At 61.1% G+C, this 24,611-nt stretch carries 28 protein-coding genes; 6 read left to right on the top strand and 22 right to left on the bottom strand.

All coding sequences use genetic code 11. The annotated features are described in order from the left end of the window. Window positions 1–56 precede the first annotated feature (56 nt). On the top strand, window positions 57–221 hold the full coding sequence (locus ACVW1C_RS01095; protein WP_173643509.1) for a hypothetical protein: 165 nt from the start codon (window positions 57–59) through the stop codon (window positions 219–221). A gap of 37 nt (window positions 222–258) precedes the next feature. Continuing rightward, window positions 259–729 (top strand): hypothetical protein, encoded by a 471-nt coding sequence (locus tag ACVW1C_RS01090; RefSeq protein WP_456756803.1) that lies wholly within the window; start codon window positions 259–261, stop codon window positions 727–729. 39 nt (window positions 730–768) lie between these two features. Here ACVW1C_RS01090 and ACVW1C_RS01085 read toward each other — a convergent pair whose 3' ends face one another. Continuing rightward, a complete protein-coding gene (locus ACVW1C_RS01085; protein ID WP_456756802.1) occupies window positions 769–1,068 on the bottom strand; it encodes a hypothetical protein in 300 nt (99 codons plus the stop codon). Window positions 1,069–1,336: 268 nt separating this feature from the next. On the opposite strand from ACVW1C_RS01085, the gene ACVW1C_RS01080 reads away from it, so the two are divergent. The 3 genes from ACVW1C_RS01080 to ACVW1C_RS01070 all read left to right on the top strand — a co-directional run bounded on the left by ACVW1C_RS01080 (window position 1,337) and on the right by ACVW1C_RS01070 (window position 4,450). Then, window positions 1,337–1,531: a hypothetical protein gene (locus ACVW1C_RS01080; protein ID WP_456756801.1), complete on the top strand. Its 195-nt coding sequence runs from the start codon at window positions 1,337–1,339 to the stop codon at window positions 1,529–1,531. A gap of 354 nt (window positions 1,532–1,885) precedes the next feature. Then, window positions 1,886–4,123 (top strand): NF038122 family metalloprotease, encoded by a 2,238-nt coding sequence (locus ACVW1C_RS01075; protein ID WP_456756800.1) that lies wholly within the window; start codon window positions 1,886–1,888, stop codon window positions 4,121–4,123. Window positions 4,124–4,204: 81 nt separating this feature from the next. Next, window positions 4,205–4,450, top strand: coding sequence for a hypothetical protein (locus tag ACVW1C_RS01070; RefSeq protein ID WP_456756799.1), 246 nt, complete (start codon window positions 4,205–4,207; stop codon window positions 4,448–4,450). Window positions 4,451–4,737: 287 nt separating this feature from the next. Here ACVW1C_RS01070 and ACVW1C_RS01065 read toward each other — a convergent pair whose 3' ends face one another. Genes ACVW1C_RS01065 through ACVW1C_RS01055 form a run of 3 tightly spaced genes read right to left on the bottom strand, consistent with a single transcriptional unit; the run spans window position 4,738 to window position 7,512 of the window. Continuing rightward, window positions 4,738–5,448 carry a class I SAM-dependent methyltransferase gene (locus tag ACVW1C_RS01065; protein WP_456756798.1) on the bottom strand — a complete coding sequence of 237 codons (711 nt, stop codon included), beginning with the start codon at window positions 5,446–5,448 and terminating at the stop codon, window positions 4,738–4,740. A gap of 6 nt (window positions 5,449–5,454) precedes the next feature. After that, window positions 5,455–6,225, bottom strand: a complete 771-nt coding sequence (gene rfbF / locus ACVW1C_RS01060) for a glucose-1-phosphate cytidylyltransferase (protein WP_456756797.1) — start codon at window positions 6,223–6,225, stop codon at window positions 5,455–5,457. Between the two features lie 51 nt (window positions 6,226–6,276). After that, window positions 6,277–7,512, bottom strand: coding sequence for a class I SAM-dependent methyltransferase (locus ACVW1C_RS01055; RefSeq protein WP_456756796.1), 1,236 nt, complete (start codon window positions 7,510–7,512; stop codon window positions 6,277–6,279). A 209-nt stretch (window positions 7,513–7,721) separates the two neighbouring features. On the opposite strand from ACVW1C_RS01055, the gene ACVW1C_RS01050 reads away from it, so the two are divergent. Further along, window positions 7,722–8,861 carry a Gfo/Idh/MocA family oxidoreductase gene (locus ACVW1C_RS01050; protein WP_456756795.1) on the top strand — a complete coding sequence of 380 codons (1,140 nt, stop codon included), beginning with the start codon at window positions 7,722–7,724 and terminating at the stop codon, window positions 8,859–8,861. Here ACVW1C_RS01050 and rfbG read toward each other — a convergent pair. The 18 genes from rfbG to ACVW1C_RS00960 form a co-directional block, all read right to left on the bottom strand. Then, complete coding sequence (gene rfbG / locus ACVW1C_RS01045) at window positions 8,858–9,898, bottom strand: CDP-glucose 4,6-dehydratase (RefSeq protein WP_456756794.1); 1,041 nt, start codon at window positions 9,896–9,898, stop codon at window positions 8,858–8,860. The genes ACVW1C_RS01050 and rfbG overlap by 4 nt on opposite strands. 46 nt (window positions 9,899–9,944) lie before the next feature. Beyond that, entirely contained in the window at window positions 9,945–10,946 is a 1,002-nt protein-coding gene (locus ACVW1C_RS01040) for a glycosyltransferase family 2 protein (protein WP_456756793.1), read from the bottom strand. A 181-nt stretch (window positions 10,947–11,127) separates the two neighbouring features. After that, window positions 11,128–12,987 carry a glycosyltransferase family 39 protein gene (locus tag ACVW1C_RS01035; RefSeq protein WP_456756792.1) on the bottom strand — a complete coding sequence of 620 codons (1,860 nt, stop codon included), beginning with the start codon at window positions 12,985–12,987 and terminating at the stop codon, window positions 11,128–11,130. Window positions 12,988–13,840: 853 nt separating this feature from the next. After that, on the bottom strand, window positions 13,841–15,055 hold the full coding sequence (locus tag ACVW1C_RS01030) for an integrase (RefSeq protein ID WP_456756791.1): 1,215 nt from the start codon (window positions 15,053–15,055) through the stop codon (window positions 13,841–13,843). Further along, window positions 15,042–15,410: a hypothetical protein gene (locus ACVW1C_RS01025; protein ID WP_092114168.1), complete on the bottom strand. Its 369-nt coding sequence runs from the start codon at window positions 15,408–15,410 to the stop codon at window positions 15,042–15,044. The genes ACVW1C_RS01030 and ACVW1C_RS01025 overlap by 14 nt, the downstream gene beginning before the upstream one ends. An 18-nt stretch (window positions 15,411–15,428) precedes the next feature. Next, window positions 15,429–17,132, bottom strand: coding sequence for an ATP-binding protein (locus ACVW1C_RS01020; protein WP_456756790.1), 1,704 nt, complete (start codon window positions 17,130–17,132; stop codon window positions 15,429–15,431). Beyond that, window positions 17,129–17,707, bottom strand: coding sequence for a DUF1643 domain-containing protein (locus tag ACVW1C_RS01015; RefSeq protein ID WP_456756789.1), 579 nt, complete (start codon window positions 17,705–17,707; stop codon window positions 17,129–17,131). Before ACVW1C_RS01015 ends, ACVW1C_RS01020 begins: the two co-directional genes overlap by 4 nt. Continuing rightward, window positions 17,704–18,612: an exonuclease domain-containing protein gene (locus tag ACVW1C_RS01010; RefSeq protein WP_456756788.1), complete on the bottom strand. Its 909-nt coding sequence runs from the start codon at window positions 18,610–18,612 to the stop codon at window positions 17,704–17,706. The genes ACVW1C_RS01015 and ACVW1C_RS01010 overlap by 4 nt, the downstream gene beginning before the upstream one ends. After that, window positions 18,609–19,352 (bottom strand): DNA N-6-adenine-methyltransferase, encoded by a 744-nt coding sequence (locus ACVW1C_RS01005; protein WP_456756787.1) that lies wholly within the window; start codon window positions 19,350–19,352, stop codon window positions 18,609–18,611. Before ACVW1C_RS01005 ends, ACVW1C_RS01010 begins: the two co-directional genes overlap by 4 nt. Further along, window positions 19,345–19,713 carry a hypothetical protein gene (locus ACVW1C_RS01000; protein WP_456756786.1) on the bottom strand — a complete coding sequence of 123 codons (369 nt, stop codon included), beginning with the start codon at window positions 19,711–19,713 and terminating at the stop codon, window positions 19,345–19,347. Before ACVW1C_RS01000 ends, ACVW1C_RS01005 begins: the two co-directional genes overlap by 8 nt. Next, entirely contained in the window at window positions 19,710–20,540 is an 831-nt protein-coding gene (locus tag ACVW1C_RS00995; RefSeq protein ID WP_456756785.1) for a hypothetical protein, read from the bottom strand. The genes ACVW1C_RS01000 and ACVW1C_RS00995 overlap by 4 nt, the downstream gene beginning before the upstream one ends. 16 nt (window positions 20,541–20,556) lie before the next feature. Then, the gene (locus ACVW1C_RS00990; RefSeq protein ID WP_456756784.1) at window positions 20,557–20,958 is read right to left on the bottom strand and encodes a hypothetical protein; all 402 of its coding nucleotides are present in this window, start codon (window positions 20,956–20,958) and stop codon (window positions 20,557–20,559) included. Continuing rightward, the gene (locus ACVW1C_RS00985; RefSeq protein WP_456756783.1) at window positions 20,951–21,445 is read right to left on the bottom strand and encodes a zinc-finger-containing protein; all 495 of its coding nucleotides are present in this window, start codon (window positions 21,443–21,445) and stop codon (window positions 20,951–20,953) included. Before ACVW1C_RS00985 ends, ACVW1C_RS00990 begins: the two co-directional genes overlap by 8 nt. Beyond that, window positions 21,442–22,041: a hypothetical protein gene (locus ACVW1C_RS00980; protein ID WP_456756782.1), complete on the bottom strand. Its 600-nt coding sequence runs from the start codon at window positions 22,039–22,041 to the stop codon at window positions 21,442–21,444. Before ACVW1C_RS00980 ends, ACVW1C_RS00985 begins: the two co-directional genes overlap by 4 nt. Next, window positions 22,038–22,679, bottom strand: coding sequence for a phosphoribosylanthranilate isomerase (locus ACVW1C_RS00975; protein ID WP_456756781.1), 642 nt, complete (start codon window positions 22,677–22,679; stop codon window positions 22,038–22,040). Before ACVW1C_RS00975 ends, ACVW1C_RS00980 begins: the two co-directional genes overlap by 4 nt. After that, window positions 22,676–23,734 carry a phage Gp37/Gp68 family protein gene (locus ACVW1C_RS00970; RefSeq protein WP_456756780.1) on the bottom strand — a complete coding sequence of 353 codons (1,059 nt, stop codon included), beginning with the start codon at window positions 23,732–23,734 and terminating at the stop codon, window positions 22,676–22,678. The genes ACVW1C_RS00975 and ACVW1C_RS00970 overlap by 4 nt, the downstream gene beginning before the upstream one ends. Further along, window positions 23,731–24,063 (bottom strand): hypothetical protein, encoded by a 333-nt coding sequence (locus tag ACVW1C_RS00965; RefSeq protein ID WP_456756779.1) that lies wholly within the window; start codon window positions 24,061–24,063, stop codon window positions 23,731–23,733. Before ACVW1C_RS00965 ends, ACVW1C_RS00970 begins: the two co-directional genes overlap by 4 nt. Continuing rightward, window positions 24,060–24,512 carry a helix-turn-helix domain-containing protein gene (locus tag ACVW1C_RS00960; RefSeq protein ID WP_456762973.1) on the bottom strand — a complete coding sequence of 151 codons (453 nt, stop codon included), beginning with the start codon at window positions 24,510–24,512 and terminating at the stop codon, window positions 24,060–24,062. Before ACVW1C_RS00960 ends, ACVW1C_RS00965 begins: the two co-directional genes overlap by 4 nt. Window positions 24,513–24,611 lie beyond the last annotated feature (99 nt).

Below are 24,611 nucleotides of genomic sequence, written 5' to 3'. Positions count from 1 at the left end.
AGGCATGATGGTTGCATTGCCGATGGTCGGAGAATTCCCCCTGCGTTGGAGAGCACATGGGCGAGATCATCAGGTTCATCTCGAAATCGGAACGCGAGCGTGCGCGTCTGATTCGCGAGGCCCGGGCGAACTACGAGCGCATCTTTCCGTCAGCCGATTCGGCTGATGTCCAGGGCGCGGCGGTCGAGGGCGACGGCAGCGAGGCGTCGTCGAAGCCGTAGCCACCGGTATTGCGCTCGAGAGGATGCGGACGCTGCGATGTGGAAACGGAACTGGCAGCGGCTGTGGCAGACTTGGACGATCGACAAGCCGGCCGCGCTTGGCGACTGGCTCTGGCAGGTCCTGGTCGTTGAGCTCGCGGCCTTGCTGGATCGGCTGACGTTGCGGAAGCTGATTGCGCTGATCCCGGTCGTCATCGTGATCGGTGCCTATCTGCACCGGATTCCGCTTCCTCCCGAATTGATGCTGGTCGGCGATGTGCTGGCCTATATCGACGTGTTCTCGATGATCTTCCTGATCGGCCTGTTCACGCGCGTGGCGACCGTGATGGCCGTCGTGAGACAGGCCGTCGAGCTCGCTCAAAGCCTCGCGCGGCGTGTGCCGATGGCGCTACGCCGGTCGGACGCGCGTCATCGTCGCGCCAAGGACAGCCCGCGCCGCAGGCGTCTCACCGGTGCGAGGACCGACGATGATGATCCCGCTGTCGCCGCGGGCCTGGCGTGGGCTTAGATCGAGGCGATGCGGCGGTGAGGAACGCAATTGCGCCAATTATCGCGGCTGTCGGGCCTGTTGGTCGCTGTCGTCGGCCGCGGGCCGTGCAGGGTTACCCGCGGAAGAGCCTTCCTGAGAGCCGCGCTGGCCACGCCGGTGCGAGCTGGAGAGATCGGTTGCGCCCTGCCGGGAGCGATGAAACGCGATCCCTATCTGGAAGCTCCAGACGCCGAACAGCAGCGCGCCGGCCACACATGCGGCCACAAAGGCCCAATCGCGTTTCTTCATCGGGTTCAACGATGCCAACTCAAGGATGCGCCGGCCAAGGGCCTGCGCCAACGACTCCACCAGATGCATCGCCAGCGCAATCCGCGCGAAGATGCCCCAACACTGCGGTCAAGACGTTGCTGCGTCCCAAGCAAGACTCACGCACACTGATGCGATCGGACGTGCCTGTCGATCCGCGCAGCACGCACCCGCGCCGGTCACGGAGCGGTGATTATCAAATCGCACATCCAGAAACACTCCGACCAGATCATCCCGCGTCCGCAACAATCTTGCCAAACTTTCACTAGGCCGTTGGCGCACTGAGTTCGAAGATGCAGATGAAATCGGACGAATCGCAATGACCGAACTTGAGGAGCTTCGCTACTTCGAGCACCAGTGCCTGGAAATGGCCAAGCAGTCCACGCTGCCGGATGCTCGACGCGCGCTCCAGATCCTGGCGCGCAACTACGCCACGGCGGCCGAAATCCTCGAACGGCGCGCACAATCTGCCAACACGGCGCTGGCCCAACTGTTTCGATGCTTGGGGCTGTGACTGATTGAGGAGTGACACTGACGCGGCGCGACTGCGCAAGCGCCAATCTCGGTCCCGAAGATCGGCGAGTTCAAGCCGGCTGTTATGGTCTTGGCGGCCGGCGCGGAAGACCAGCACTGCCCCCCGGTCCGCGTCGCGATCGTTTCGACGGCCGGACCACCTTGGCGCTGGAACCTTTGCGCGGTCGCCAACTTTAGCTTCCACGGAATGTGTCCGGCCTGGTGGCGTGCACAGCATGAGAATATCAGCTTTAGGATCTGGTTAACGATGACCACGCATCTTCTGCTGGAACCTTGCCGAGGAAGCGGAAGGTCAGGATCCCCTCGGTAGGCCGATCCAAAGCTGGAGCGAGCGATGATATCCAGGCCTGCGTTACAACAGGATCAGGACGGTGGTGAGGTGCCTGCGCCATACAGCCCGCCGCCGACGCCTGTCGTCCTCCCTGATGAATCGGTTCAAGCGCAGGCTGCGGTGAGCGGCTCTGGTTCGGGCGGCGTAGGCTCTGTCGTCGCGGAGACCTCCGGCGGGCTCACGATCAACCTGATCTTCGACGCTGCCGCAATGGCAGCGCCCGCCAGCTTCCGACAAGGAATCGAGCAGGCGGCAGCGCTTTTGAGTGCAGCGATCACCGACAAGATCACGCTCAATTTCAATGTCGACTACAGCGGCACCGGTGGCGGCGCCGCGGGGGGGCCCGATAGTGGACAGTGGCTCGGCTATTCGACGGTCAGAGCTGACCTGGTGAACGATGCGTCTGCGGGTGACACGACTTTCAATGCGTTGCCGGCAGGAACTTCGATCCAGGGCCAGTCCTCGGTCGCGGTGTGGAACGCCCAGCTCAAGCTCTGGGGGGTGATCGGTGCGAACGACACGACGACCGATGACGGTAGCCTTACCTTTGCCACCGACATCGATCCCAGCCTTCTGGTTGGCGTCGCCCTTCACGAACTCACTCACGCCATCGGCCGCGTTCCCTACGGATCACAACCGGATATTTTCGATTTCTACCGCTTCACCAGCTCCGGTGTCCGGTTGTTCTCGAACAATATTCCCGCATCAGCGGCCTATTTCTCCCTGAACGGAGGCGGCACGAAGCTCGCGGACTACGGCCAGAATTCGGATCCGAGCGACTTCCTCAACAGCGGCGTGCAAGGGGCAAACGATCCCTTCAACGAATATTACACCGGCAGCACGCTGCAGCATCTTACTTCGGTCGATCTGCAGCAGCTCGATTCCCTGGGGTTTCACATCGGGGCATCGCACGCACCGGCGAGCACCCAGACCAACAGTGTTGCTGCGCAGCTGACGGATGGTCAGATCGATCTATTGCAATTCAGCTCCGGCAATCTGATTGGCTCGTCGCTGACCCCTCAAGGCTTTTGGAAAATTGTTGGCGATGTCGATTTCAACTCGACGGGCAGCACTCAATTCGTCACGCAATCCAATGGCCAGATCGACCTGCTTTGGTTTTCGGGAGGCAAACTCTCGGCATCGCTTCTGCTGGCCGGCAGCTATTTGGACATCGAGGGCGCGGGCCATTTCAGCGGAGAGACGAACCCCGGGTTCGTGACGCAGTGGAATGGCCAGATCGACTTTCTATGGTTCGATACCACTGGCCACCTGACTGCAAGCGCTCTCACCAATCAAGCATTTTGGAACGTCGTTGGAGTTGCAGACGTCAATGGTGACGGCCATTCCGACGTCATAACTCAATCTGCGACTGGCCAAATAGACATTCTGTACTTCGATCAAGGGAAGCTGATTGGAAGCAATTTGTTGGCGGGAAGCTACGATCCTGTTCACGACGTCAAGAACATGACGGCCGGAATCGCGGAGCTGATAACCCAGGGCAGTGCCGGTCAAATCACCGAACTCGCGTTCGATGGCAGCAAGGTCACCCAAGTTACGTCGGTTGGATATTCCGGAATTTCGTTGGTTCAAGCGGGTGCCGCATCCGACCAGTTCTTTGCGTCTGCAGCGCAGGTTCACGCGGTTCCTTCAGACCCCGCTCCGAATGCCGCTGCACCAACGACCTTCGACGGCACGACGTTGAACCTTCAACAGCCATCCACGTTCAGCGGCCAGATGATCGCGTTCAGCGGCGATGGCGGGCAGGGGCCCGATCAGATCGACTTGCACGGCATCACCTTCAACACCGTCCATTCCAGCTTCGACGCTGCCTCCGGGGAGCTCTCAGTGAGCGATGGCTCGCACACGGCCACGCTCCACTTCCTCGGGGTGTACGCGCAGGACAATTTCCGGTTCGCCAATGATGGGAATGGAGGAACATTGGTTGTCGCGGCAGCATCGCCGGGCCAGAGCGACAACCAGCTTTCCGATGCGGCAGCGCAGGACACATTCGTGTTCGCGGAAAACTTCGGCCATGTGACACTCACGCACTTTTCGCCCGCGACCGATACTCTTCAATTCAGCAACAGCGTTTTTGCGGATCTGAGCGCCCTGGTCGCAACGATCCATGACGACGCGTCCGGCAACGCCGTCATCATCGATGCCGCCCGCGACACGATCACGCTCCAGCATGTCTCAACGGCGCAGTTGCTCGAGCACCAGAGCGGCTTCCATATCGTTTAGACTTGGCTCGTCCGCGCGATCGGTGAAGCGCGAGCTCCGTGGCGGCCTTTTGCGTTCCGAGAGTGCTGAGGGAGACGACCGATGGACTACGGCGCCTTCACCAACGCCAGCTTGAGGATGATGTACGAAGCCGTCCGCGGCGCGCTCAAGGCCGACGATGATTTCGAGGCACACGGCGAAGAGCCAAAATTCCGGGTCCGCGCGACGCCCGAGTGGAAACGCCACGCCGGCAGCCTCGAGGCCGAGATGCTGAAGCGAGGGCTGCAGCTCGACATCATCGACTGGACGAGCGGCCAGGGCGAGCTGCCGCTGACGGTGGAGCCGTGAGCATATAGCGCAGAGAGCTTGGATCGGCGTTTCATTTCCGTCACTCATGGCATCGAGCGCGACGGTCTCAGGCGCAACCGGCGCAGTTGACGCGGATGCCGTCGGCGACGCCGTACTTCCCAATCGGACGCAAGCGCGGATCGCCCCAAGGTGGGTTAGCTGGATAGCTCTTGCGCAGCATTTGCGTTTGTTTGAATAGATGCGCCTCGGGAGTTCAGAATCAACTTCCGCTAGACTAGAGGATCTGCGAATCCCGCCAGAGAGCCGCTCGAAACCTTGGCAGCGCTCTAGCGGTTAGTACCCAGCGTATAATACTGCGCGCCGAACGGTAGCAACGAAAACAGCCGGTCAACTCTGCGGAGCAGGGGGCCGGCCGCCGGCACCGAAAAGATATATCGCGTGCTGATATCTTTGAAGCCGGCGCTATCGAGAAGTGCTTCGGAATCACGCCGTTTCAACAGCACCGCGTCCTTGTCGAATTCGCAGGTGTTGACGATGCGCCGGGTCACCGGATTGAATGGGTTGTGCTCGAAGATCGCGAACAATCCTCCGGGACGCAGTACACGGCGTACGTCGGCAACCAGCGCCGGCCGCTGTGCGACAGGGACGTGATGAAACACATTAATCGCGAACGCGCCGTCGAATGACTGGTTGTCAAACGGGAGATGAGCGCCGTCGAAGACTCTGTAGCGGATGCCGGGGTTGCGTTGACGCGCCACCGCGATACTGGCCCTCGAAACGTCAATTCCCGAAATCCCGCCGACCCGATCGATCAATTGCTTGTGGGCATTGGCAACGCCGCAGCCGACGTCAAGCAGTTCGGCTTTGGCTGCGCCACCCTGACGTGCGTCGAGGATATCGACCAGATAGTCATTTTTAACGCGCGCGAAGAAGTCGATATCGAGGCCCGAAAAATTCAAGGCCTTGTTGATCTCCTCATTGTAGTTCGCTGTGTACGCGTCGAACTCGGCACCGTTGATATCGTCGGGCTGTGTCATCGGTTCTCACCATAGCTTCCACGGTGCGGAGCCTGAGGCCCACATTTCTTCGAGTTCGCGCTTCTCTCGGAGCGTATCCATCGCCTTCCAGAAACCTGAATGGCGATAGGCCATCAATTGTCCATCGGCTGCCAGCCGTTCCAGCGGTCGGCGTTCCCAAACGGTTTCGTCGGCGTCGATATAGTCGAGGACGCGAGGTTCGAGGACGAAGAACCCGCCATTGATCCAGCCCATTTCGGCGTCTGGCTTTTCGTGGAAGCGCGATACGGCATCGTACTGGTCCATATCGAGAATGCCGAAACGGCCAGGTGAGGGGACTGACGTCACCGTGGCGAGCTTGCCATGGCTGCGATGGAATGCAATCACCTTGGTGATATCGAGATTGGCGACGCCATCGCCGTAGGTGAGACAGAAGGTTCCATTCAGGTACGGTGCAGCACGTTTGATGCGTCCGCCGGTCATAGTGTTCACGCCGGTATCGATGATCTTCACTGTCCAGTCATCAAGCGATTTGGGCGTGAGGTAGTGGACTTCGCGCGTGGCGGTGCGAATCTCGATGTCGTTGGTTTCGAGGAAGTAGCTGGCGAAATAGTGCTTGATCATCGAAGCCTTGTAGCCCGCGCAAATGACGAAATCATTCAGCCCGGCTGCCGCGTAGAGCTTCATCACGTGCCACAAAATAGGCCGCCCGCCGATTTCGACCAGCGGCTTGGGCACAAGGTCGGTTTCCTCGGAAAGACGTGTGCCGAACCCACCGGCGAGAATGACCGCTTTCATGTCTTGCCTTTCAGTTCGCCGCGTCGTGGCGGTTGAGTTGTATTGGGGGTCTCAGGAGCCAGGCTGAAAATCCTGCTGACTCACAATGTCGATCACCGGACCATCATAGCCAATGTCTTTGAGATAATTACGTATCTCGACTGGAATGTGCCATGCCAGATTGAGCAATGGATTGGCGCCCCGTGAGGCCTTCAGCAGATCATCGTCGGGACCGATCGGGATCCGCGTGCCCGGCAGGTAATGGCCGATCTTCATCGAACCAGGCTTTTCATGCACGATCGAGATCGAGTCATTGTCGAGTGCCAACAGCTTGATCAGGATGGCGGCGCGCCCCGGGAAGGCCTTGCCGCGAAGCGGTCCATTCTTCTGTACGAGAGTCCTCAACTCCTGACGCTTCTTGTCGCGCCACCGCGTCACGCCACTGCGGAGTGTTGCGAAGTCGAGCCCGAAGCGCGCCTCCTTAGCCTCGAGTTCCTCTATCCTTGCTAGGTCTAACGCGGACGCCAGCTTGCCTGCAAAAACACGAATGTTGCCGCCATAACGCGCGGGAAACTGCACGTCGATCAAATTGAGACCGAGCGCGCGGGCGATGAACACGAATGAGCGGTAGCTGTATGTGCGCGGATGCTCGTGATAGAAAGTGTCGAACTGATTGGTTAGTAAAACCGATCCGAGATAGTGGTTCTCGATGACCAGGATGGTCTTTTCGCCGATCAGGCGCTTCAGCGCTGCGATTACGCTGCCGAGGTCTTCGATGTGCGCGAACACGTTGGTGAAGGTGATGAAGTCCGGCTTGCCATGCGCGGCTACGATCTGCTCCGCCGTTGCTTCGGTGAAGAAATCATGGATGGTAAAGTGTCCTTTCGCCGTACAATCCTGCGCAGCCGAGGTCGGCTCAACGCCGATCGTGGTGGCACCCTTCTTACGGAAGAAATCGAGCAGGCTTCCGTCGTTGCAGCCGACATCGACGACCTTCTTGCCCGCAAGCAGTCCGAAGCGCTGCTCGCAGGAATCGGTAAGGTTCTTCATTCCGGAGAGCACGTCGGCAGTAAAGCGCGATCGGTAGTGATAGCTCTCGGGAAACAGCTCGCGTTTTGGAACCTGAAAGCGCTGGTGTGCGGTCCGGCAATCGTCGCAAAAGAGGATCTCGATCGGGTATTCGGCGCACGTCCGCGGGCTTCCGATCGCAACCAGATCGTCGCACATCGGGTGGGCCCCGAGATCCAACACGGAAGCGAGGGTATGGCCGCCGCACACTTCGCAATGATTGATCTGATTCGCCGGCACGATTGTCGAGTTCATTCGGGATCCATGTGACAAGTTATTACGGCACATATTGTAGTATCCGCCGTACCCTGAAATACGTGGTGACTTTGCGTATCGGGCTCCATTTGTCAAAGGTTGAGGCCGGCGGCTATCCCGACGGATCTTGTGGGTCGCAGCATCACGCTTTCGACGGATTGCCAGAACCTTCGCGGATGGTTAGGGCGATAACGATGAAGATATCGGTCATCGGCGGCGGGCGTTGGGCCCGAACGATCGCTTCGGTACTCTGCGGGCTCCCGGGCCGCGCGGATCGGATCACTATGCACTCGCCGAGCAATGCTGCGGGTCTCCGGGCGTGGGCTGTGCAATCGCAATTTGCCGGCCAGTTGAGCGCTTTGGACGCCTGGCCGACCTCTGGGCCTGGTCCGGAGCGGCCCGATGCCGTCATCGTCGCCAACCGTGCGGAAGACCATTTCGAGGCTGCGGCTGGCCTTCTGGCTGACGGTATCCCGGTGCTGGTGGAGAAACCCGTTGCCCTTTCGCGTGGCGATATCGAGGAACTCAACAGCATCGCAGGGGCCAAGGGTGCGGCGTTCGGGGCCAGTCACGTCTTCTTGTTCGCACGATATGTCGAGGCCTATGCGGCCTCCTTGGCCTCGCTCGGCCGCTTGCGGAGCATCCGGGCGATTTGGACCGACGGAGCTTCGGACGTCCGTCGCGGGGAAGCCAAGAGCTACGACCCCGCGGTGACGCTGTTCGATGATGTGCTGCCCCACATCGTGCCGGTCGTCGGCGAATTGCAGTTCCGCGATCTCGCACTCGTATCGCTGGATGTTCGACGCGGCGGCGCGTGTCTGGCGATCGAAGCGCAGGCCCATGGGCTGCCGGTTTCTTTGCTCATTGCACGCAACGATCAAGGTCGGCAGCGCCGAATCGAAGTCGAAACCGAAAAGGGCGTTGCGGTGCTCGATTTCGCCGATGAGCCAGGGGTCATCGATATCGCGGGAACGCGCGTGAACGGCGACCCGCAGTGGGCCACGGCGCTCCGGCCGCTAGGAACAATGCTCTCCGCGTTCATTGCCGTTGTCGAAGGCGCACCAATGGATCCGCGTTTGTCGCCGGAACGAGCCATCGCATCTGCCGCATTCGCCGATGCGATTCGCGGCCGCTACATCGCCCATCAGGCTGAATGGCTGGCGAAGCGCTTGGGCGAACCGCTCGATGCCGCGCTGCTTTATGCGCTTGCGGAATTCGGCAGCAGCGAAGCCGGAAACGCCGATAGCATCTCCAAGGCCTGGCCGGCGATTGCTGGTCAAGCTGAACTGAAGATGCTCTTGGCCAGAAGTCGGCTATTTTCCGAGGCGGGCTAGGTCCCGTAGCGGGATATCTGCGCACGCATAAGTTCGAGCGCGTCCTTGCCGTTCGCGAAATCCGCATACGTCCATGCAATGGTCTCGTCGACGTCGAGCCGCGGCCGCCATTCCAATGTCTTGGCAGCCAGCGAGCAGTCGATCCGCAGCGTCTGCTTTTCCGGTGGAAATGAGCCTGACGCCTGCTTCCAGGCCTGTCCATTGCCCAGCCCTTCGCCGATCGCCGCCGCCACCTCGGCGACCGACATCGTCTTATCCGTAAGCGGGCCAAAGTTCAGGGAGGGGGGATCGGCCCCACCTCTGTTGGCGAGGTATTCCGCAAAGCCAAGATAGCCGGCGAGGCAGTCGAGTACATGCTGCCAGGGCCTGGTCGCCGCAGGATATCGCAGTTCAACCGGCACGCCTTTGCGTGCGGCCCTGTAGAGGTCCGGAACGAGCCGGTCGCTGGAAAAATCGCCGCCACCAATCACGTTGCCGCCGCGCGCCGAGGCCAGAGGCACCCCGAGCGGCGCAAAGAAGCTCTCGGCGTAACTCCGGACCACGATTTCGGTCGCGCCCTTGGACGCGCTGTACGGATCTGAGCCGCCCAGCGGGGCGTTCTCGGGAAACGCCAAGCCGGTTTCCGCATTCGCATAGACCTTGTCACTGGTTACTGTCAGAACCGCCTGCAATCTTGGGCTGGTGCGCAGCGCTTCCAGCAAGTTCACCGTTCCCATAACATTGCTGGCGAAAGTACCGACCGGGTCGCGATAGCTTTCCCGAACCTGCGCCTGCGCGGCCATATGCAGAACGATTTCGGGTTCGGCGGTTTTGCAAATTTCGGTCACCGCCGGTATGTCGCGGAGATCGGCACGGCGGCTGTCGATCGCCACGCGCTGCCCGATGGTTTGCCAGAGATTAGGTTCGGTCTCGGGCTCCAAAGAAAACGCGGTTACTTTCGCGCCGAGATCGGCCAGTATCACACTGGCCCACGCGCCTTTGAAACCGGTATGTCCGGTTAAGAGAACGCGGCGGTCGTGCCAGAAGCTCGGGGTCAAATTCGCTTTTCCGAACGCAGGATACATACTGTGAAAATTGCTGACGTCATTGTTTGCTCTGTTCTGAGGAGATATTGGCGGTGGCTTCGACCGTCACCAGGGGTCTGAAGCGGACTTGCTGATATATCCGGCTCACATACTCGCCGATAATGCCAAGGAAGATTGCGTTCAGGCTGATGCCGAACAGCATAACAACGATGAGCGTTGCAAAGCCGCTCGGCCACGACTTGCCCCGAAGCAGAGCCTCGACGACGTAAAACAGCCCCAGCAGAAAAACGGCGATCGAGATCAGCAGGCCGGCATAGGACGCAAGCCGCAGCGGAAGAACCGAGTGCCCGATAATCCCGTCAAGGGCGAAGCCGACCAATTTCCGCACCGGGAATTTGCTGCGGCCGTGTATCCGCTGTGTCCGGTCGTAGGGAATGCCGGTCTCGCGCGCGGCAAACGAGGATATGACGCCGCGGACGTAAGGGTTGTAGTCGTTCAACTCCTTGAGGCGGTCGATCACGGAGCGGTCGACTAGGCGGAAATCGCCGGCGTCGCGGGTGACCTGATCATCGGAAATCCGGGTGAGCAGCGCGTAAAATGCACGGCGACAGAGGGTGAGCAGTTTTGCTTCCTCGCGGCGTCGGCGCAACCCCACGACTACATCATGGCCCTTTTCCCAAAGCGCAATGAATTGCGGGATCAATTGCGGTGGATCTTGAAGATCGCAATCGACCTGAATCGCAGCATCACCGGTTGCGTTTCGGTAAGCGGTCAGTAGCGAGCGCTGAAAACCGTAGTTGCGCGTGAAGCGGATCACCTTGACCCTGCTGTCGGCCTTGGCAAGTGCAGCAAGGTGCTCGAATGTTCGGTCCTCGCTGTGGTTGTCGGTGAAAACAAACTCCAGATCGTATTGGGGCAGGTCCTTGAAAATAGCCGTCAGCGCGGCGTAGGCGCGCTCGATATTGGCTTCTTCGTTGTAGACCGGCATAACGAGGGAGATCAGCCGTCTTCGCTTGTGCGGCGCTCCCTCCAGTGTTCCCGCATCGACGGCGCTGCTCATGTCGGCTCGTTGCTGTTGATTAATGCAATCGGAACTTCTAGGCAGGCCACTCAAGATATGCAACTCTTGGAACGCCCAGGAATGCCTATTTTGAACGGCCATCCGAGCGTCCGCCGGCGGATTGCTCAATATTGCATGGTGCCGCGGCGACAAGAGCACGCGTTAATTCTTGGACCTCAAGTCAATTCTGGTCGTCGGAAGGTCTGTCAGGCTTCCGTTTATAGATTCTGAGGGTCGGTCCAACGCGTGGTTTGTCGATCGGCTGCCAAATGCCCTTCAAGATAGCGAGCGAGGATCTCACCCGAAATTCAAGGCTTGGCCATGGTGTGAGAAGATAAATCGGCGCAGTGGCCGTCACTCCGCTGGAATCGGGGGCTATTTCTTTAACGAACGAGATTCCCTCTGCTGCTGTCGGGCCGGGCGTCGGCGTTGGAATCAGGGCTTGGTACATGCGCATTGAAAACGGACTGGGATCGTCGGCAGCGAGGCGTTGTGTCTCGATCAGCTTGGCGTAGTGCGGGCTTCCATACAGACTGCTCGAAAGAATGATATATTCGGGGTCGAGAGCATTGACGCCGCTCCACGTCAGCACGCCTCCATACATCTTGGCGTTCTTGAATATCTTTGGATCGAAGTAGCCAAGATCGTCGAAAACGATGCGGGCATTCGGCGGTATACCACCTTTGGCCGCCCAATCGTTCAGTGCCAACAAGGTGCTATCGCGATGGTGTAATTCGAGCGTGTGGTTAACCAGTGCGAAGACGCGGTCGGTGCCGAGGTATAGGCTTATAAGGAAAACAGCCGTGACTGCGATTGGACGCGCTATACGCCCGAGCGGCCTGGTAAGAAAAAACTGTAGCCAAGTCACGACGAAGTCAAAACTAAGGATCGCTATGAGAGGCAGCGCGACCAAAAGGTATCCAAGAATGACCCAAAGTTTGCCGAGAAGGGCGTAGTAAGCAATCTGAGACAATGAAAGTATTGCTGCCAGGAAGAGGGCGCGTTTTCGCGGCGTCGAGAAGCCGCCGATCAGCGCGTGCAGCAATCCCGCCACGGCCAACGCTGAACCAAGTGGGCCGACGTAGTCGTAGATGGCCTTTATCCAATCCCAAAACGTGAACGTTCCCAGGGGGCCACCTGAGCTGCCGACGATGCGCCATTGCGTGATCCACGACTGGAAGTAGTAGGGCGTGATGACGGCGTAAGGATTCGTACCGAGCCATCCCACCAAGGCGGCCGCTCCGAGGACGGCAACTCGCTGGGCAACGACCTTCTTGTCCCATTCGTGAGCGCCTGTCACTCGAATTCCCATCAACAACGCGGCCGTTGCTAGCGGCACCGTCCATGGTCCGCCAAACTTCGTCCCCTGCACCAAACCACACATCAACCCCAAAGCAGCGAGGCTTGAGAGGAGCCCGTCATTCGAATGACGCAATGCAAGTCCGAGTGCCAACAGCCCGAAATATATCTGAAGCGTGTCCGGATGAATTATCGTCGTGTAGTAGATAAAATAGCCATCCGTCAGCAACACAAAACAGGATAATATGCCGACAACAACTCCCACCTGCTTCCTCGCAAAATTATAGACGAAAAGCAGACTCATTAACGCGGCGAGCATCGATATCGTTCTGAGGATAACGGGAGCGGTTGGAAAGCCTGGGAGTCCAACCAAGCGCGCCGTCGCGTAGAAGGGAAAGGCGATATCGAACATCGCCGCGCCATAGTAGACAATATTGTTGTATCGAAGCGTTCCCCAATATGCCGGAATTTTCTTGAAGGCTTCCGCTGTCGGATCCAGGTAATTGGCCGGATTGCCAAAAGGCTTGGCGATCGTGCCATCGAGTGCCAACGTCATCCACGGTTCATCATTGGCGAAAGCTGCCAGCAATTGAGGGTTATCAGTGTTACGCGGAACGAGAGAACCAATACCGATCAAACATAAGAGAAGAATTGGTGCGATATATCGATCCACGCGAGCATAATCGCGAATAACCTGCAGTATGATCCGAATGGAAAGTACCCAGGCCAAAGTCTTTTGCAAAGCTTCTCTCCCCGACTCACTGATTGGCTACCGGAGCTTCTTTGCCATTCCGTTAGACATTCGCGCGCCTCATCCAATTGATGTCCAGTGTCACCTGATACGGGAATGCGTTGCAAAGACAAGTCACTGACAATTTCGGTGACTGCGGAAGGTCTCTTTTTCGTTCGGGTTGTAGCGATGGAAACACAGTAGCTCCTGGTTGTACCTCCGTCCCCGTATGAGCTCACGGACCAAAATGACCTACCGGCCGACACTCGACCAACTAGGAGCGAGGAATATGGCAGCGGTGACACATACCGACTGCGCTGCCGTTCGGCGCCAGTGACGACGGCATGACGGCCGGTTAGCCGATGGCGTGCTTCAATTCCAATGCCGCTGTGATCGCGCCGAGACGTTGTCAAAGAAAGAAAGGAACGTCGGTGCGGTCGCGTTCAGCCGCGCCGGTGATCCTTCTACGGATAATTCAGCGATGCCAAGGTGGTCAAAACGTTCGGCGATGTGCCGGATGATTTCAGCGCGTTGTAGCGAAGGGCGCGGACCACCTTGGTGTCGTAGTTGCACCGCAATTGTTGGTCGTGTTGTTGTTCCGAGGGCTTATCGCCGCAACGGGTCGACATCGGCTACCCGCCGAGCTACCCGGGAGATGTTGGTTTGATCTCAGAGAAGAATAAAAATCGTGCAATCTAATCATTGTCCTAGTTGGTGAGCGCGGAGGGACTCGAACCCTCGACCCCATGATTAAAAGTGAAGTATTCATGAGGTTTTTCCCAGCAAATTCAACGAAGCGAGTTTACAACGCTTCGCCTGATTTGTGCTCGAACGGGCGCTAAGAATCGGGGGTTTGTAAACCACTTCAGCCCTCCTTTTTCTTCGCCCCGAGGACGTGGACACGCTGCTCCGACCAGCGGCTTTCGAGGATCTGCATGGCACGCTTGGCCATCCGGAACTTGCTGACCTCCTTCGAATAGTGGTGCACCATCTGTGCGCTCATCCCGACGATCGCGCTGACTTCTTCCTCTGTGCAGCCGACCTCGAGGAGCATGTTGACGGCGTTCTTTCGGAGCCCATGGAAGACCAGCCGCTTCTCGCGGAACATGGCCATCGGCTTCTTGTCGAGCGCTCGGCCCCATGCCGTCTTGAAGCCCTCGTAGGACCACGGTTCGCCGTCCGCCCGGAGGTGCAGCCGCAGCTGCGGCTTGTCCTTGTCGGTGGGGGCGGCGTCGATGAGGCCCCGGTACTCAGAATGGATCTGGACCGGGATCCGGTCTTGGGTCTTCTGCGCGATCAGCGGGATGCCGGTGTCGGTCGACTTCGGCCTGAGCATATTGATGACGTCGACCTTGCGCTGGCCGGTGAACAGGCCGGAGTAGACGGCAAGGTGTAGGTCGACCCGGGCGTGCTCGAAGAACACATCGAATGCCTCCGGCGGCCACGGAGAGTACGTACCCTCGCTGTCGTAGCGCTCGGTGTGCTCGACCGGATTGTCCTTCCGGAAGCCGCGCGGGATGCCCCAGGATATGATCCGGCTCAGGGTCGATCGGAAGACACGGCCGGCCGATGGCGTATCGGCGAACCCCTTGTCGAGCACCCCTTGGATCGTGGTGGCTTCGAGGGTCTCGACGGGGTCGTCGCCCCAGGCCACATCGATCATCTCGATGTACCGGTCGTACTGCTCCCGGGTCCCTTCGGCGATGTCCTCGGTGTAGGCGCGGTGCTTCTTGAACTCAGCGATCAGGGCCCGGAAGGACCGCGTGTTGCCTGCCTGAACCTTGATGCCGATCGCCTCGGCCTTGTCCACGGCTTCCCAGAATGAACGATGGTCGGCTGGCGCGGGCAGGGGATGCCGGCGGCCGGTGACATCGGTGAAGAACCATGACCAGGCGCCCTCAGCGCTGACAGCGGCGAGCTTGTCCAGTTGGATGACGCGCTTGGCAAACTCTTCGGACAGCGGCTCTGCCGTGATCCGGACACGCGGCCACTCACGCCCAGTTCGACGAAATTTCGAGTAGTAATAATAGGTTCGTCCGTTCGGCTTCGATATCGAATGAACGTGTTCAGGAAGGGCCACGGTTCCCCCTCCCACTCTTGGCCTGCCGTTCTTTCGCATTGAGGAAGCGCTCGGTCATATCCAGTTGAGCCTGCGCCTCAGGCTGCGCGGGCCCCGGGTCCGTCGTCAATGGCTGTTCCCGGCCAAATCGCAGCTTTCTCCATTCGTCGATTTGGTCGAGATCGAACATACCGGTGTCGGGGTCGGCCGGCGGGAAGCCGCGCTTCAGCAGGTTGGGCAGCAGTTCGTTGAACCGGTCCAATGTCAGATGTAGCCGGCGAGCCGCCTTTTCCGGGGGCACGTCGCCCGGGTCGACCCGAAAGCGGATGTCGGCGCCGCGCAGCGCGTCTGCCCCTTCTCGGCGATCAGGGGTCATGGCGCTACCTCCCTTCCTTCAAGACGCAAAGAGCCAGTCCGCCGCGCGGACGTGGTCCTTCTCGGGATAGGTGATGAGATCCTTGGTGCGCAGCGCGCTCCGTGGGTTGGCGTAGCTGCTCGAGGTCGCCGAGTATTGCGCGCCTTCCGCGGCCTTCGCGTTCGGGATCGCTTTCGGATAATGCGCGGCGATCGCGCCCAAGATCCTACTCTCCGGGCCGCCCAGGTTGCCGAGGACAAAATCGAGCAGCGAGCCGGTCAGCTTGATCGGATTGGCCGCGGCGCGACCGGCCGGCGTGATCGTCAGGCAATCGGGGCGCGGATAATCGATTAGGCCTGCAGTCTTCAGCCCGCTTCGCGGATTCGCGTATGATGACGAAGTCGGGCTGTATCCCGCGAGCCATGCCACCTGCGCGTTGGCCGGGGCGTCGTGGCCCATCTTGGCCCAAGTCGCCAGCGAATTCAGGATACGCTGCTGGGGGCCCGGAAGGTTGCCGGTTGCGTTGGGGTTCTGCGGCTTCTGCGCGGGCGGTGAAGCGCGCGCCGGCGACACCGGGCTGACGGGCGTGTCAGTCTTAGCGAAGGTGTCCACGACTTCGATCCGGATCGTGCTGAGCGAAGTGATGAAGCGCCCCTCGAGTTCGTGCAGCGCGGCTTGAAACTCCATGCCCACATGGCCGATACGGGCGGCGAGATCTGCGCTCGCCTCTCGCCGCGCGCGCTCGAAGCCTTCCTCGCGCGCCGCAGCGATCGCCTGCGGCCCAGCCCCAGCGGCCGCGCCGAGTTGGGACTCGAGCCGCGCGATCTCGGCCCGCAGCCGCGGTACATCATTCTCCTCCGCCAGCCTGACAGCGTCTCCGATGATGGCGCGCAGCCGATCGCGATCGACCGCCGCGGTCTTCACCTGCAATTCGGCGTCGCCGTCCGTCGGTGTCGCGGAATTGTCGAAGCTGGAGATCTTCGGAAACTGCACCAGGTCGGCGACCTGCGCCTCACCGGAGCAAATCCAGCCGGTGCCCGTCTTCAGCGAGGCGAGGGACGACGAAACCCGCTCAAAGGTCGCCTTGTCGACGTTGGCCTTTAGCCATTTCTTGACTGGATCCTGATCGGCCGGTGCCGTGAGGCGGTGCGCGATCATGGTGTCGCAGCTGCCGAGCACGGCGTTGTGCAGCGCCTGGGTGCGCTGGGTCACCACCATTAGGCGGATACCCTTCGAACGGCCGGCAGTGGCCAGCTTCTTAGCGTTGTGGATCGCGAGGTTCTCGGCACCGATGCCGGCGCGCTCCTTCGGTGCGAATTCATGCGCTTCCTCGATCACGAGATAGACGACGCCGCGCATCCGCTTCATCAGGGCAGGGGCGAAGTCATTGAAGAATTTCTGGAGTCCGCCAGCGTTGAAGTCCGCCATGTCGATGATTGACAGCGGAAGATCGCCGGTGGCGACGAGCTCGCCGATCGCCTTGCCGGCAGAGTCATGCAGTGGGACATGACCGCGCGGACCGCCGAGGATGTAGAACGGCAGGCCGGGCCGTTGACCGTCGGCGCTCGACGTCATGCCCCACCAATCCGACTTGATGGGGTCGAGGACGCAGACTCGAGCGGCCGGGTTGGCGGTCAGGATCTGCTCGACCGCGAGCTTCGCCGTGGATGTCTTGCCCGAGCCCGTCTTGCCTAGGAACGCAGTGTGCTGCTCCAAAACGGCGCGCGGGAATACGAAAGTCATAGAGGAACCTCCTTAAAACGAATGAGGGGCGTGTCGCCTCTGACGTAGAGCGGGTGCTTTGGCGTGCCGCCTTTGTTAAGACCCAGACACCACATTTCGTGTCCGTCACGACGCAAAGCGTCTTCGGCATCCACCGCGAAATGCACGAGGTTGCGGTGAAGGTTGCCCCAGGCGCAGACGATCCTGGCGGCTTGCTTCGCGGTGTCGCGGATAAGCGGCAGATTGCCCTTGCTCCGCGGTGCTACACCGGGCTTGAGAAGCGCGGCGGGTTCGGTTGCGCGGTAGTCGCAGACGTTCATCATGGCGAGGCCGTCGAAACCCCACTCCATCGAGAAGTCGATCACCTTGTTCATGGTGGGGTCGTCGACGTTGGCATCGGCGGCCGACGGGTTCATGCCAATCCAAAGGACGAAGTTGTTCGGCAGCCTAGTGCCAGCAGTAAACAGGTTCACCCACTTGCGGGTCAGCATCGGCCGATAGCAATCGTTCTCGCCCCAGAACATGGCGTCACCGGCGACGCCATCGGCGAGCCGCAGCTTGACCTTGCCGCCCGGATTGTGGAGCGCCGCGTTCATGACGTCGCCCCGAATTGCGGCTGGCCGCCTTCGATCAGGGCCTTCTTCCGGGCCGCGCAGGCTTGGATCAGCGTGTCGTACTCGGGCGAGCCGATCAGGATGGCATGCTTGGCCAGATAGGGGCCCGACCCGTGGTACCAGTTCTCGAGATCGGCGACGGTGGCGGCGCCGGCGATCGCGGGCAGCAGGAGATCCAAGGCTTGTTTCCGCTTGACGGTACCGCGCCGCTCGATCTCGCGGCGAGCGTTCCAGCGCCAATCCTCTCCCATCTTGTGGTCTTTGTTGGCGAGCCAATCCATGTAGCCGTCATCGGCAGCCGATAGTGGCTTGCCGTCGAACTGCCCGAAGTCGAATTTCGTGAAGACAGCCGGTTCGTTGCTCCACTGCACCAGCGTTTCCACGGTCTGATGTTTCAGGAGTTCGAGCACCAGGAGCCCGCAGACATAGGCGTCCGGCGCGGCACGGTGCGGCGGCATCGCAAGCGTCGGGTCGGCGGGCTCCAGCTTGAGCGCATAGCGCAGCGCTTGGAGAGAGTGGCTGTCGAGATCGGGCCACTGTCGCAAGCTGCACTTCCATGTGCAGATCCAGTGCGCCTTGATGAGCGGGTCGAGGAATTGCCTCTCGTAGGACGCCATATGCGCCGCGAATTTCAGCTCCTCGCCATCATCCTCCATCTCGACGAGGATCCGCCAGGCGGTGTTCCACGCTGGCGCATCCGCGACGTCGGCGTCCGTGATGTGGTGAATGCCAGACGAGCTCGGCGGAATGGGCGCCGCCGGCTTCACGAAGGTACGTCGCGGCAGCGAATAGAGCTTGCCGTCGCGGATGTCGTGCGCGCCGATCTCGATCACTTCGGCTCGTTCGTCCAATCCGGTCGTTTCGACGTCGCAGGGGCGAATGATCATGTTGCGCTCCATTGTCCACGGCCGACCCGTACGCCGGCGCCCAGCTGGAGCACCTGCCGGATCTTGGCCTGGTAATTCGGGTTGGCCGCGGCCTTCGGGTGAGACGCGAATGCGCGGTAGATATCGGCGAGGGCAACGGGACCGCGTTGCGCGCGCAGCCAGTCCGCGATAACGTCGCGCCAGGTGGTCGCCAGCGCCAGGACGACCACGCTCCGCGGCAGCCGCAGCGGCACGAACTGACCGAAGGCGGGATCGACGGAAGCCAGCACCGCGGCATGTCGATCGCCATAGGCGCAGAGAACCGACGGCGCGCCGGAGTCGCCGGCGGTGCCACCATCTGGCGTGCAGAAGTCGATCCGGCCGCGCGGGAACAGAACCGCGGTGGCGCGCTCCCAGACGTAGCGGAAGAATGTCGTTGTCTCCGTCCTGGCGAAGATCAACGCGATGCCGCGGCCGTGCGCCGCCATTCGCGCCATGAAGCGGCCGAGCAGCCCGCGCAGATAGGGCGGGTTGAGCCAGACGTCGCCTTCCCAAGGCAGGAGCAGCCCGTTGTCGGCAATCGTGTAGTGGCGGCGGGCAGTCGGCCACGGCTGGTCGACCATCGCACTCGGATCCAAGTCGAAGGATTCCCAGCCGCCGAGCATGCGCAGCAGCCAAGGCGGAGTCAGCCAGTTGTCCGTGCGGCCGCGCCGCGGAGTTTGGTGGCCGCCGATGCCGGCAAAGAGAGGGGCGCTATGCATCCGCCGCCTCCTTCACTGCTCGCCGCTCGCGTCGATCAGTCCGCCGGCCGATCCTGAGAAAGCCGAACGGGAGATGGATCTCGATGTTCGGCGCTCCGAAACAGATGTGGAGCCCGAAAGAGAAATGGTCCCAACCGGTGCGCCAGAAGTAGCAGATCCAGCTTTCGCCATCCCAACCGAACAGTCGGGAGCGAAGCATTTCCTCCCACCGAGCCCAGTTCTCCTTTGCTCTCCGCGCTCTTTCTCTTTCCTCCGATGCAGCCATGAAAATGACGCCGTCGCTCACGCCGTCGCGATACGATGGGTCGCTAACGAACCGGTCGCGGTCGTAATCAGGCTCCTGCGAGCGAGACCTGCTCATGGCGACGCTCCAGACCGCTCCACCGACCAGCAGCGGCGCTCAGCCCATTTCAAGACGGCCGGCGTGAGCGCTGTAGACGGGACGGCGCAATCCCATGTCGCAACGTCCATCTTCTGATGGACCTCGCAGCATCGGACCGTCCATTGGAACGGCTTCTTGTAGTGACCCTGGCCAGATCGAGATTGATCGCCGCAATAGTGGCAGCGATCGCCGAGCGAGCCAAGGGCGAGGCTGTATTCAACCGCGGCGCGTTGGGCCTGCTCGAGCCGCCAGCGAAGAGCCGGCTCAACCCGTAGTTCGTCCGAAAACAGCCAGTCCTCGACTAAGTTGAGCAGTGCGGCGGCGCGCTCGCCGACAAGCTTCTCGCCAGGGATGTTCGGTTTCCAATCGCCGACGGAGCCAAAGGCGATGTTCTTGGGCTGTTGGTCCGGCTTCGTCACCCACAACGATCGGGTCGCGGCATCGTATTGCGTGGCCGTCGCCGCGCTGGACTTGCGATAGATCTCTTCGCCTACCGTGACCCACGGATGGTGCCAGCCGTGGCCTTGGATCGTCGTCTCCGTGAATCGCAGGAATACGTATCCGGTGCGCGCGCAGGTCCGGCACCACTCCTCGGTCTGGCCGTTGTACTGGCAGTAGAATTTTCTGGTTCCGAAGCAATTGTGGCACTTCGCCATCACGCCGACCGGCCGCGCATTAGCTTGGCCCACCGCAGCGTAGGTCATCGCCACGAGGCCCTTGTGATGGTAGATCGCGTCGCGCCCGCAGCCGTGGTCGCGGGCGTGGCAGTTGAGCAGGCTCAGGGCCGTGACGACCTCGCTTGGCACCAATGTCGATCTGCTTTCAGTCGTATTCATCGTAGTCGCCGTCGTCCCAAGGGAAGTCGTGTTCGTGCTGGCGCAATTCCTCCTGGATTGCCTCGTGCTGCTTCTGGTGGCAGGCGCCGCAGATGCGATAGACCGGTCCTGCGGAGCCCTCGTCGATGTCGCGGGCGTTGCGCAGGTCCGTTGCGCTCTGCTTGCACCAGTCACACCGACCGGACCGCGCCTCCGGCGATCGTGCATAAGAGCGGTGCGCCCCAAGGCATCCTTGGCAGAGATCATTCATCTCCGAGCCGAAGGAGTCGGTCTCGCCTTGAATGCGAGCGACAGCCGGCCGGTCTGAGTGCCGGTCGCACATAGTGCCGTCCGGCAGACGGTGCCCGGAGCCGGGAAGGGTGGAGATAGGCCCTGTGACGTCAGCCATGGGTGGTCTCCGCCTTGCTGTTCTGCTTGACCTGTGCGTAATGCCAATCCCGGACCGCTCGATAGGTCAGCCCGGTCAGGATCTCCGTCGCGCGCTTGCACTGTTCCAGCGTGAACATGCCGAAGTGGCAGGCATCGCGATCGATGCCGAGGTGGTGCGCGAGATAACGGTAGAGACGGGACCGCGCGGCCTTCTTGATCTTGTTCTCGGCCTGGTGGTCCTCCGGCGCGTATTGGCCGGACGCCAGCGCGCCCTTCCAGATCGGATCAAATACGTTATCGTGCAGGTTCGATCGCGCAGCGCGGGTGGCGGCGTTCGCCGGCGTGCCGAGACTCTTCGTGGTGCCGGGATGGCAGCCGCAATAGCTCTTGCAGTGGTCGCACTTGTAGAAGTGCTTCCAGTGCAGGTTGCGCCGGTGCGGATAGATCTCACTACCGGTCGTCAGGCGGGTGGCGGCGCCGCAACAGATTGGAGCGGTCTCGGTCATGCTGCGCGTGCCTCCAGGGCGTCGATGTTGGCCTTTATGACTTTGAAGGTGAGGGCGACGACTTCGGGGTTTGCGTTCCACGATCCGATGCCATGCAGTGTCCACCAAAGGGCGGAGAAGGCTGCGACCGCGTCGGTGCCGCGGTTCTCGCCGGCCCAGAAATCGCGCTCGCCGTGCTTCTGGACGCCCTCAGCAAGCGCATCGTCTTCGCTGATGCTCTGCAGCGGCTCGACCTTCGTGGCGGTCACGATGAGTGTGATGCGCGAAGCCCAGCGTGGCATGTGGATCGAGGGAATTCCGGGGACGTTGCTCGGCTCGTACTTTCGGTCTGCGAGGTAGAACACCTTCGCCTGCGGCATGTCTTTGGGCTTCATGCCGGCATAAAGCGAATGCGGCTTCCAGCTCTCGCGCACCCAGAGGCGGTCACCAATCTTCACGTCCTGCCATGGCGAACGGGCAAGATAGGTCAGGCTCTCTCCGAGCGCCGGCTTCCGCGTCTTGCGCTCCAAGTACGCGAGCCGGCGCGTCATCGTCTTGAGGTCGTCGAGCATGGCCCTGACCATGCCGCCGCTGAAAATGACCGGAATGTCCTTCATTTGCCGAACACCGCCTCGCAAACCGCGCGGCACTTCGCGATGTCGAACCGGTCGTCGGTGCGGACCCCGCTCTCCATATCGATCCAGTACCGACCCGGCATCTGCTCGAGCACCGTCATGACGCCGGTGATGTTGTCCGGGGAGATGCCGCCGGCATACCCGACGAGCCGATCGCCGCCGGGATGCATCGGCCAGGCTGTGGGAGCTGCGCCCGTGCCACCGCTGCGGTCGAACAGCCAGTCCACGGAGGTGTCGGTTGGGAAAGCGTCGACCCGCGTCTGCGCGATGCCACGCATCTTTCCCCAACCGTTCCGGAATTTGATGATGCGTGCCGGCTTTGGATCGGCGTGGTTGACCTGAATGCGCCTGAAATAGCCGAAGTCTACCGGCGGGCACTCGATCGGCTGGCCGTCCATGATGGCGTCGCTATAGGCACCACAGAGATGCGCGGAGAGCCGGAGGTTGCTCCACATGAATCGGGACAGCGCGTCGCCATCGGGGTAGCGGTGATCGTTCCCCTGGCGCTTCGGGCTGAACAAGATCCCGAATTCAACGGGATACTTCAGGGACAGCGTGTGGATGTCGTAGAGCTCGGTCCAGTTATCGATGCCAGTGAAGGTGATGAACTCGGGCTTCATGCTGCTCTCCTCGGCATTTCGCCGTGCGTGATGCCATCCAACAGTCGTCCAGCGCGCGCCTTGCCGAGGCGGGCCATCTCATAGTTGCCGGAGGGAGCCAGCTGCGATCGGTCGCGGCAGACGTGCCCATCCGGCCGCAGCAATGCTCCTGTGCTGCGGGCGTGCACCCAGTCGACCGGCGCCCAAGTCCCCCACTGCTTGAAGAAGAAGGCCACGCCGGTGGTGGTGCACTGATCACGCAGCGCACGCGCCCAATCCGGATGCATGGGTCTAGATTCCTTGCCGGACTCGCCGCCCACGATCACCCAGTCCAGCTTCGGACCATAGGATCCGCCGTAGCCGTTGGAGACGAAGCCATCCAAGGCATTGTCGACAAAGGCACCGTTGATGCCCTCGCGGATAATCTGCCGAAGGTCGATCGGGCCGAGAAGCGGCTCCGCCGAGATGAACCGAACGGCCGCCGGTGTAGCGAGCAGGTCGGGGATCCGCTCGTTTGCTTCTTCCTGCCGCTCCGTCGAAACGCCGAGCCAGACGTTCTTCAATGGTGAGCGCTTCGGATCGTCGATGCCAATCCTCCTGAGCTCCGGGCGCCAGGCACGCAGGGTATTGTCCGCGAAGAAGAGTATGCGGCGATAGAGGTCGGGGCGCTGGAAATACGCCCGCATCCGCGCCGATCGCTTCGTCAAGACCTGGAAAGTATGCTGCGGCGACAGCGCCATGACGGCGAAGACGAGGTCGATCCAGTCGTCGGGCATATCCTCATGGAAGAGGTCAGACATCGAGTTGACGAAATAGGTCGTGGGCTTCTTCCGCCGCAACGGCTCGAGGATGGTCTCCTCTGGGGCCTGCGCAAGCTTGCCGGTCCAGACGGCTCTGCCCCTGACCTTCTTGACGGTGCCCTTGTAGCGGTCCTGGCCCATGGCGATCAGGCGCCACGCCAACCTCATGGCATAACAATTGATGCAGCCCGGCGATTTGATCGTGCAACCGACCACCGGGTTCCAAGTCTTCCCCCGCGAGCCGTCGACGTTTTTTGCCCACTCGATATCGGTCATCGGACTTGCTCCTTCGGAGCGGCATCGTTCCATTCCTTGTCGCGCCGCCGCTGCTCCAGCAGATTCACGTAGGCGTCTCGGAAGGACGCGAAGTCTGTGAACTCCGGCGCCGGCTCGGTGCCGTCGCCCTTCAGGGTGAAGATCTCTTTGGACTTTCCTTCGTTCTTGCCGGTGCCGACCCAACTGGAGCGATACCCAATGACGTTCTGCTGCTCGTCGAGCATCTCGTCGCCGTATGTGGATCCCCCAGTTGCGCGAAGATGCATCACGCGTCGCCGCAGAATTCGCGGCTGTACGCTTGGCGTCGTCTGTTCAGCGGCCGCCATCATTGCTCGACCTCGATCGGGCAGGACTGGCCGTCGTACATTTCGGCTAGGACGTCCGTGACCAGCGGCAGAAACTTCCGGTAGGCATGCAGCACCGTGGTGTGGTCGCGACCGCCGAAGGAACGGCCGATCTCGTTGTGACTGGTCGGCGTCAGCATCTTCCCGAGACACATTGCGATCTGTCGGATGCGGGTGACGCCGTGCCGGCGAGAATGGTGGGTGAAGCCGTCCTGGCTGACCTTGAAAGCTTGGCCGACGGCCAGCTTCACCACGCCGATCCGACGTTCTGTTCGCGAAAGCCGACCGAGCAGGGCAAAATACCGGGCAATGGACCGGCGGACCGCGACACGCTCGGCCTCGGCACTCAGCCTGGCTACCTCAGCCGGAGCGCGATGGGACTGCGACGGGACGATATCCTCGACCGTCGCGAACGAGGTCGTCGCCGGCAGCATGAGGACGCCAGGCTGGGGCAGGGCCAGCAGATCCCGACGCCACTGCGGAATGACGACTGGCAGCCGGGCGCGGACCGCACGGTAGTGCGCCGTCATGTC

It is taken from the genome of Bradyrhizobium sp. USDA 4011, assembly GCF_054063415.1.
This window is presented reverse-complemented; position numbering and strand designations above follow the sequence as displayed.

Bases quoted from the DNA above. Each gene is read 5' to 3' on its own strand.
- ACVW1C_RS00985 (WP_456756783.1), bottom strand. From the start codon at position 21,445: ATGACCGAGACCGCTCCAATCTGTTGCGGCGCCGCCACCCGCCTGACG.
- ACVW1C_RS01075 (WP_456756800.1), top strand. From the start codon at position 1,886: ATGATATCCAGGCCTGCGTTACAACAGGATCAGGACGGTGGTGAGGTG.
- ACVW1C_RS01070 (WP_456756799.1), top strand. From the start codon at position 4,205: ATGGACTACGGCGCCTTCACCAACGCCAGCTTGAGGATGATGTACGAA.
- ACVW1C_RS01015 (WP_456756789.1), bottom strand. From the start codon at position 17,707: ATGAACGCGGCGCTCCACAATCCGGGCGGCAAGGTCAAGCTGCGGCTC.
- ACVW1C_RS01095 (WP_173643509.1), top strand. From the start codon at position 57: ATGGGCGAGATCATCAGGTTCATCTCGAAATCGGAACGCGAGCGTGCG.
- ACVW1C_RS01005 (WP_456756787.1), bottom strand. From the start codon at position 19,352: ATGCATAGCGCCCCTCTCTTTGCCGGCATCGGCGGCCACCAAACTCCG.
- ACVW1C_RS01010 (WP_456756788.1), bottom strand. From the start codon at position 18,612: ATGATCATTCGCCCCTGCGACGTCGAAACGACCGGATTGGACGAACGA.
- ACVW1C_RS01090 (WP_456756803.1), top strand. From the start codon at position 259: ATGTGGAAACGGAACTGGCAGCGGCTGTGGCAGACTTGGACGATCGAC.
- ACVW1C_RS01000 (WP_456756786.1), bottom strand. From the start codon at position 19,713: ATGAGCAGGTCTCGCTCGCAGGAGCCTGATTACGACCGCGACCGGTTC.
- ACVW1C_RS00965 (WP_456756779.1), bottom strand. From the start codon at position 24,063: ATGATGGCGGCCGCTGAACAGACGACGCCAAGCGTACAGCCGCGAATT.
- ACVW1C_RS01080 (WP_456756801.1), top strand. From the start codon at position 1,337: ATGACCGAACTTGAGGAGCTTCGCTACTTCGAGCACCAGTGCCTGGAA.
- ACVW1C_RS00970 (WP_456756780.1), bottom strand. From the start codon at position 23,734: ATGACCGATATCGAGTGGGCAAAAAACGTCGACGGCTCGCGGGGGAAG.
- ACVW1C_RS00990 (WP_456756784.1), bottom strand. From the start codon at position 20,958: ATGGCTGACGTCACAGGGCCTATCTCCACCCTTCCCGGCTCCGGGCAC.
- ACVW1C_RS01025 (WP_092114168.1), bottom strand. From the start codon at position 15,410: ATGACCCCTGATCGCCGAGAAGGGGCAGACGCGCTGCGCGGCGCCGAC.
- ACVW1C_RS01020 (WP_456756790.1), bottom strand. From the start codon at position 17,132: ATGACTTTCGTATTCCCGCGCGCCGTTTTGGAGCAGCACACTGCGTTC.
- ACVW1C_RS01040 (WP_456756793.1), bottom strand. From the start codon at position 10,946: ATGAGCAGCGCCGTCGATGCGGGAACACTGGAGGGAGCGCCGCACAAG.
- ACVW1C_RS00960 (WP_456762973.1), bottom strand. From the start codon at position 24,512: ATGCTGCCGGCGACGACCTCGTTCGCGACGGTCGAGGATATCGTCCCG.
- ACVW1C_RS00975 (WP_456756781.1), bottom strand. From the start codon at position 22,679: ATGAAGCCCGAGTTCATCACCTTCACTGGCATCGATAACTGGACCGAG.
- rfbF (WP_456756797.1), bottom strand. From the start codon at position 6,225: ATGAAAGCGGTCATTCTCGCCGGTGGGTTCGGCACACGTCTTTCCGAG.
- ACVW1C_RS01050 (WP_456756795.1), top strand. From the start codon at position 7,722: ATGAAGATATCGGTCATCGGCGGCGGGCGTTGGGCCCGAACGATCGCT.
- ACVW1C_RS00980 (WP_456756782.1), bottom strand. From the start codon at position 22,041: ATGAAGGACATTCCGGTCATTTTCAGCGGCGGCATGGTCAGGGCCATG.
- ACVW1C_RS01065 (WP_456756798.1), bottom strand. From the start codon at position 5,448: ATGACACAGCCCGACGATATCAACGGTGCCGAGTTCGACGCGTACACA.
- ACVW1C_RS01085 (WP_456756802.1), bottom strand. From the start codon at position 1,068: ATGCATCTGGTGGAGTCGTTGGCGCAGGCCCTTGGCCGGCGCATCCTT.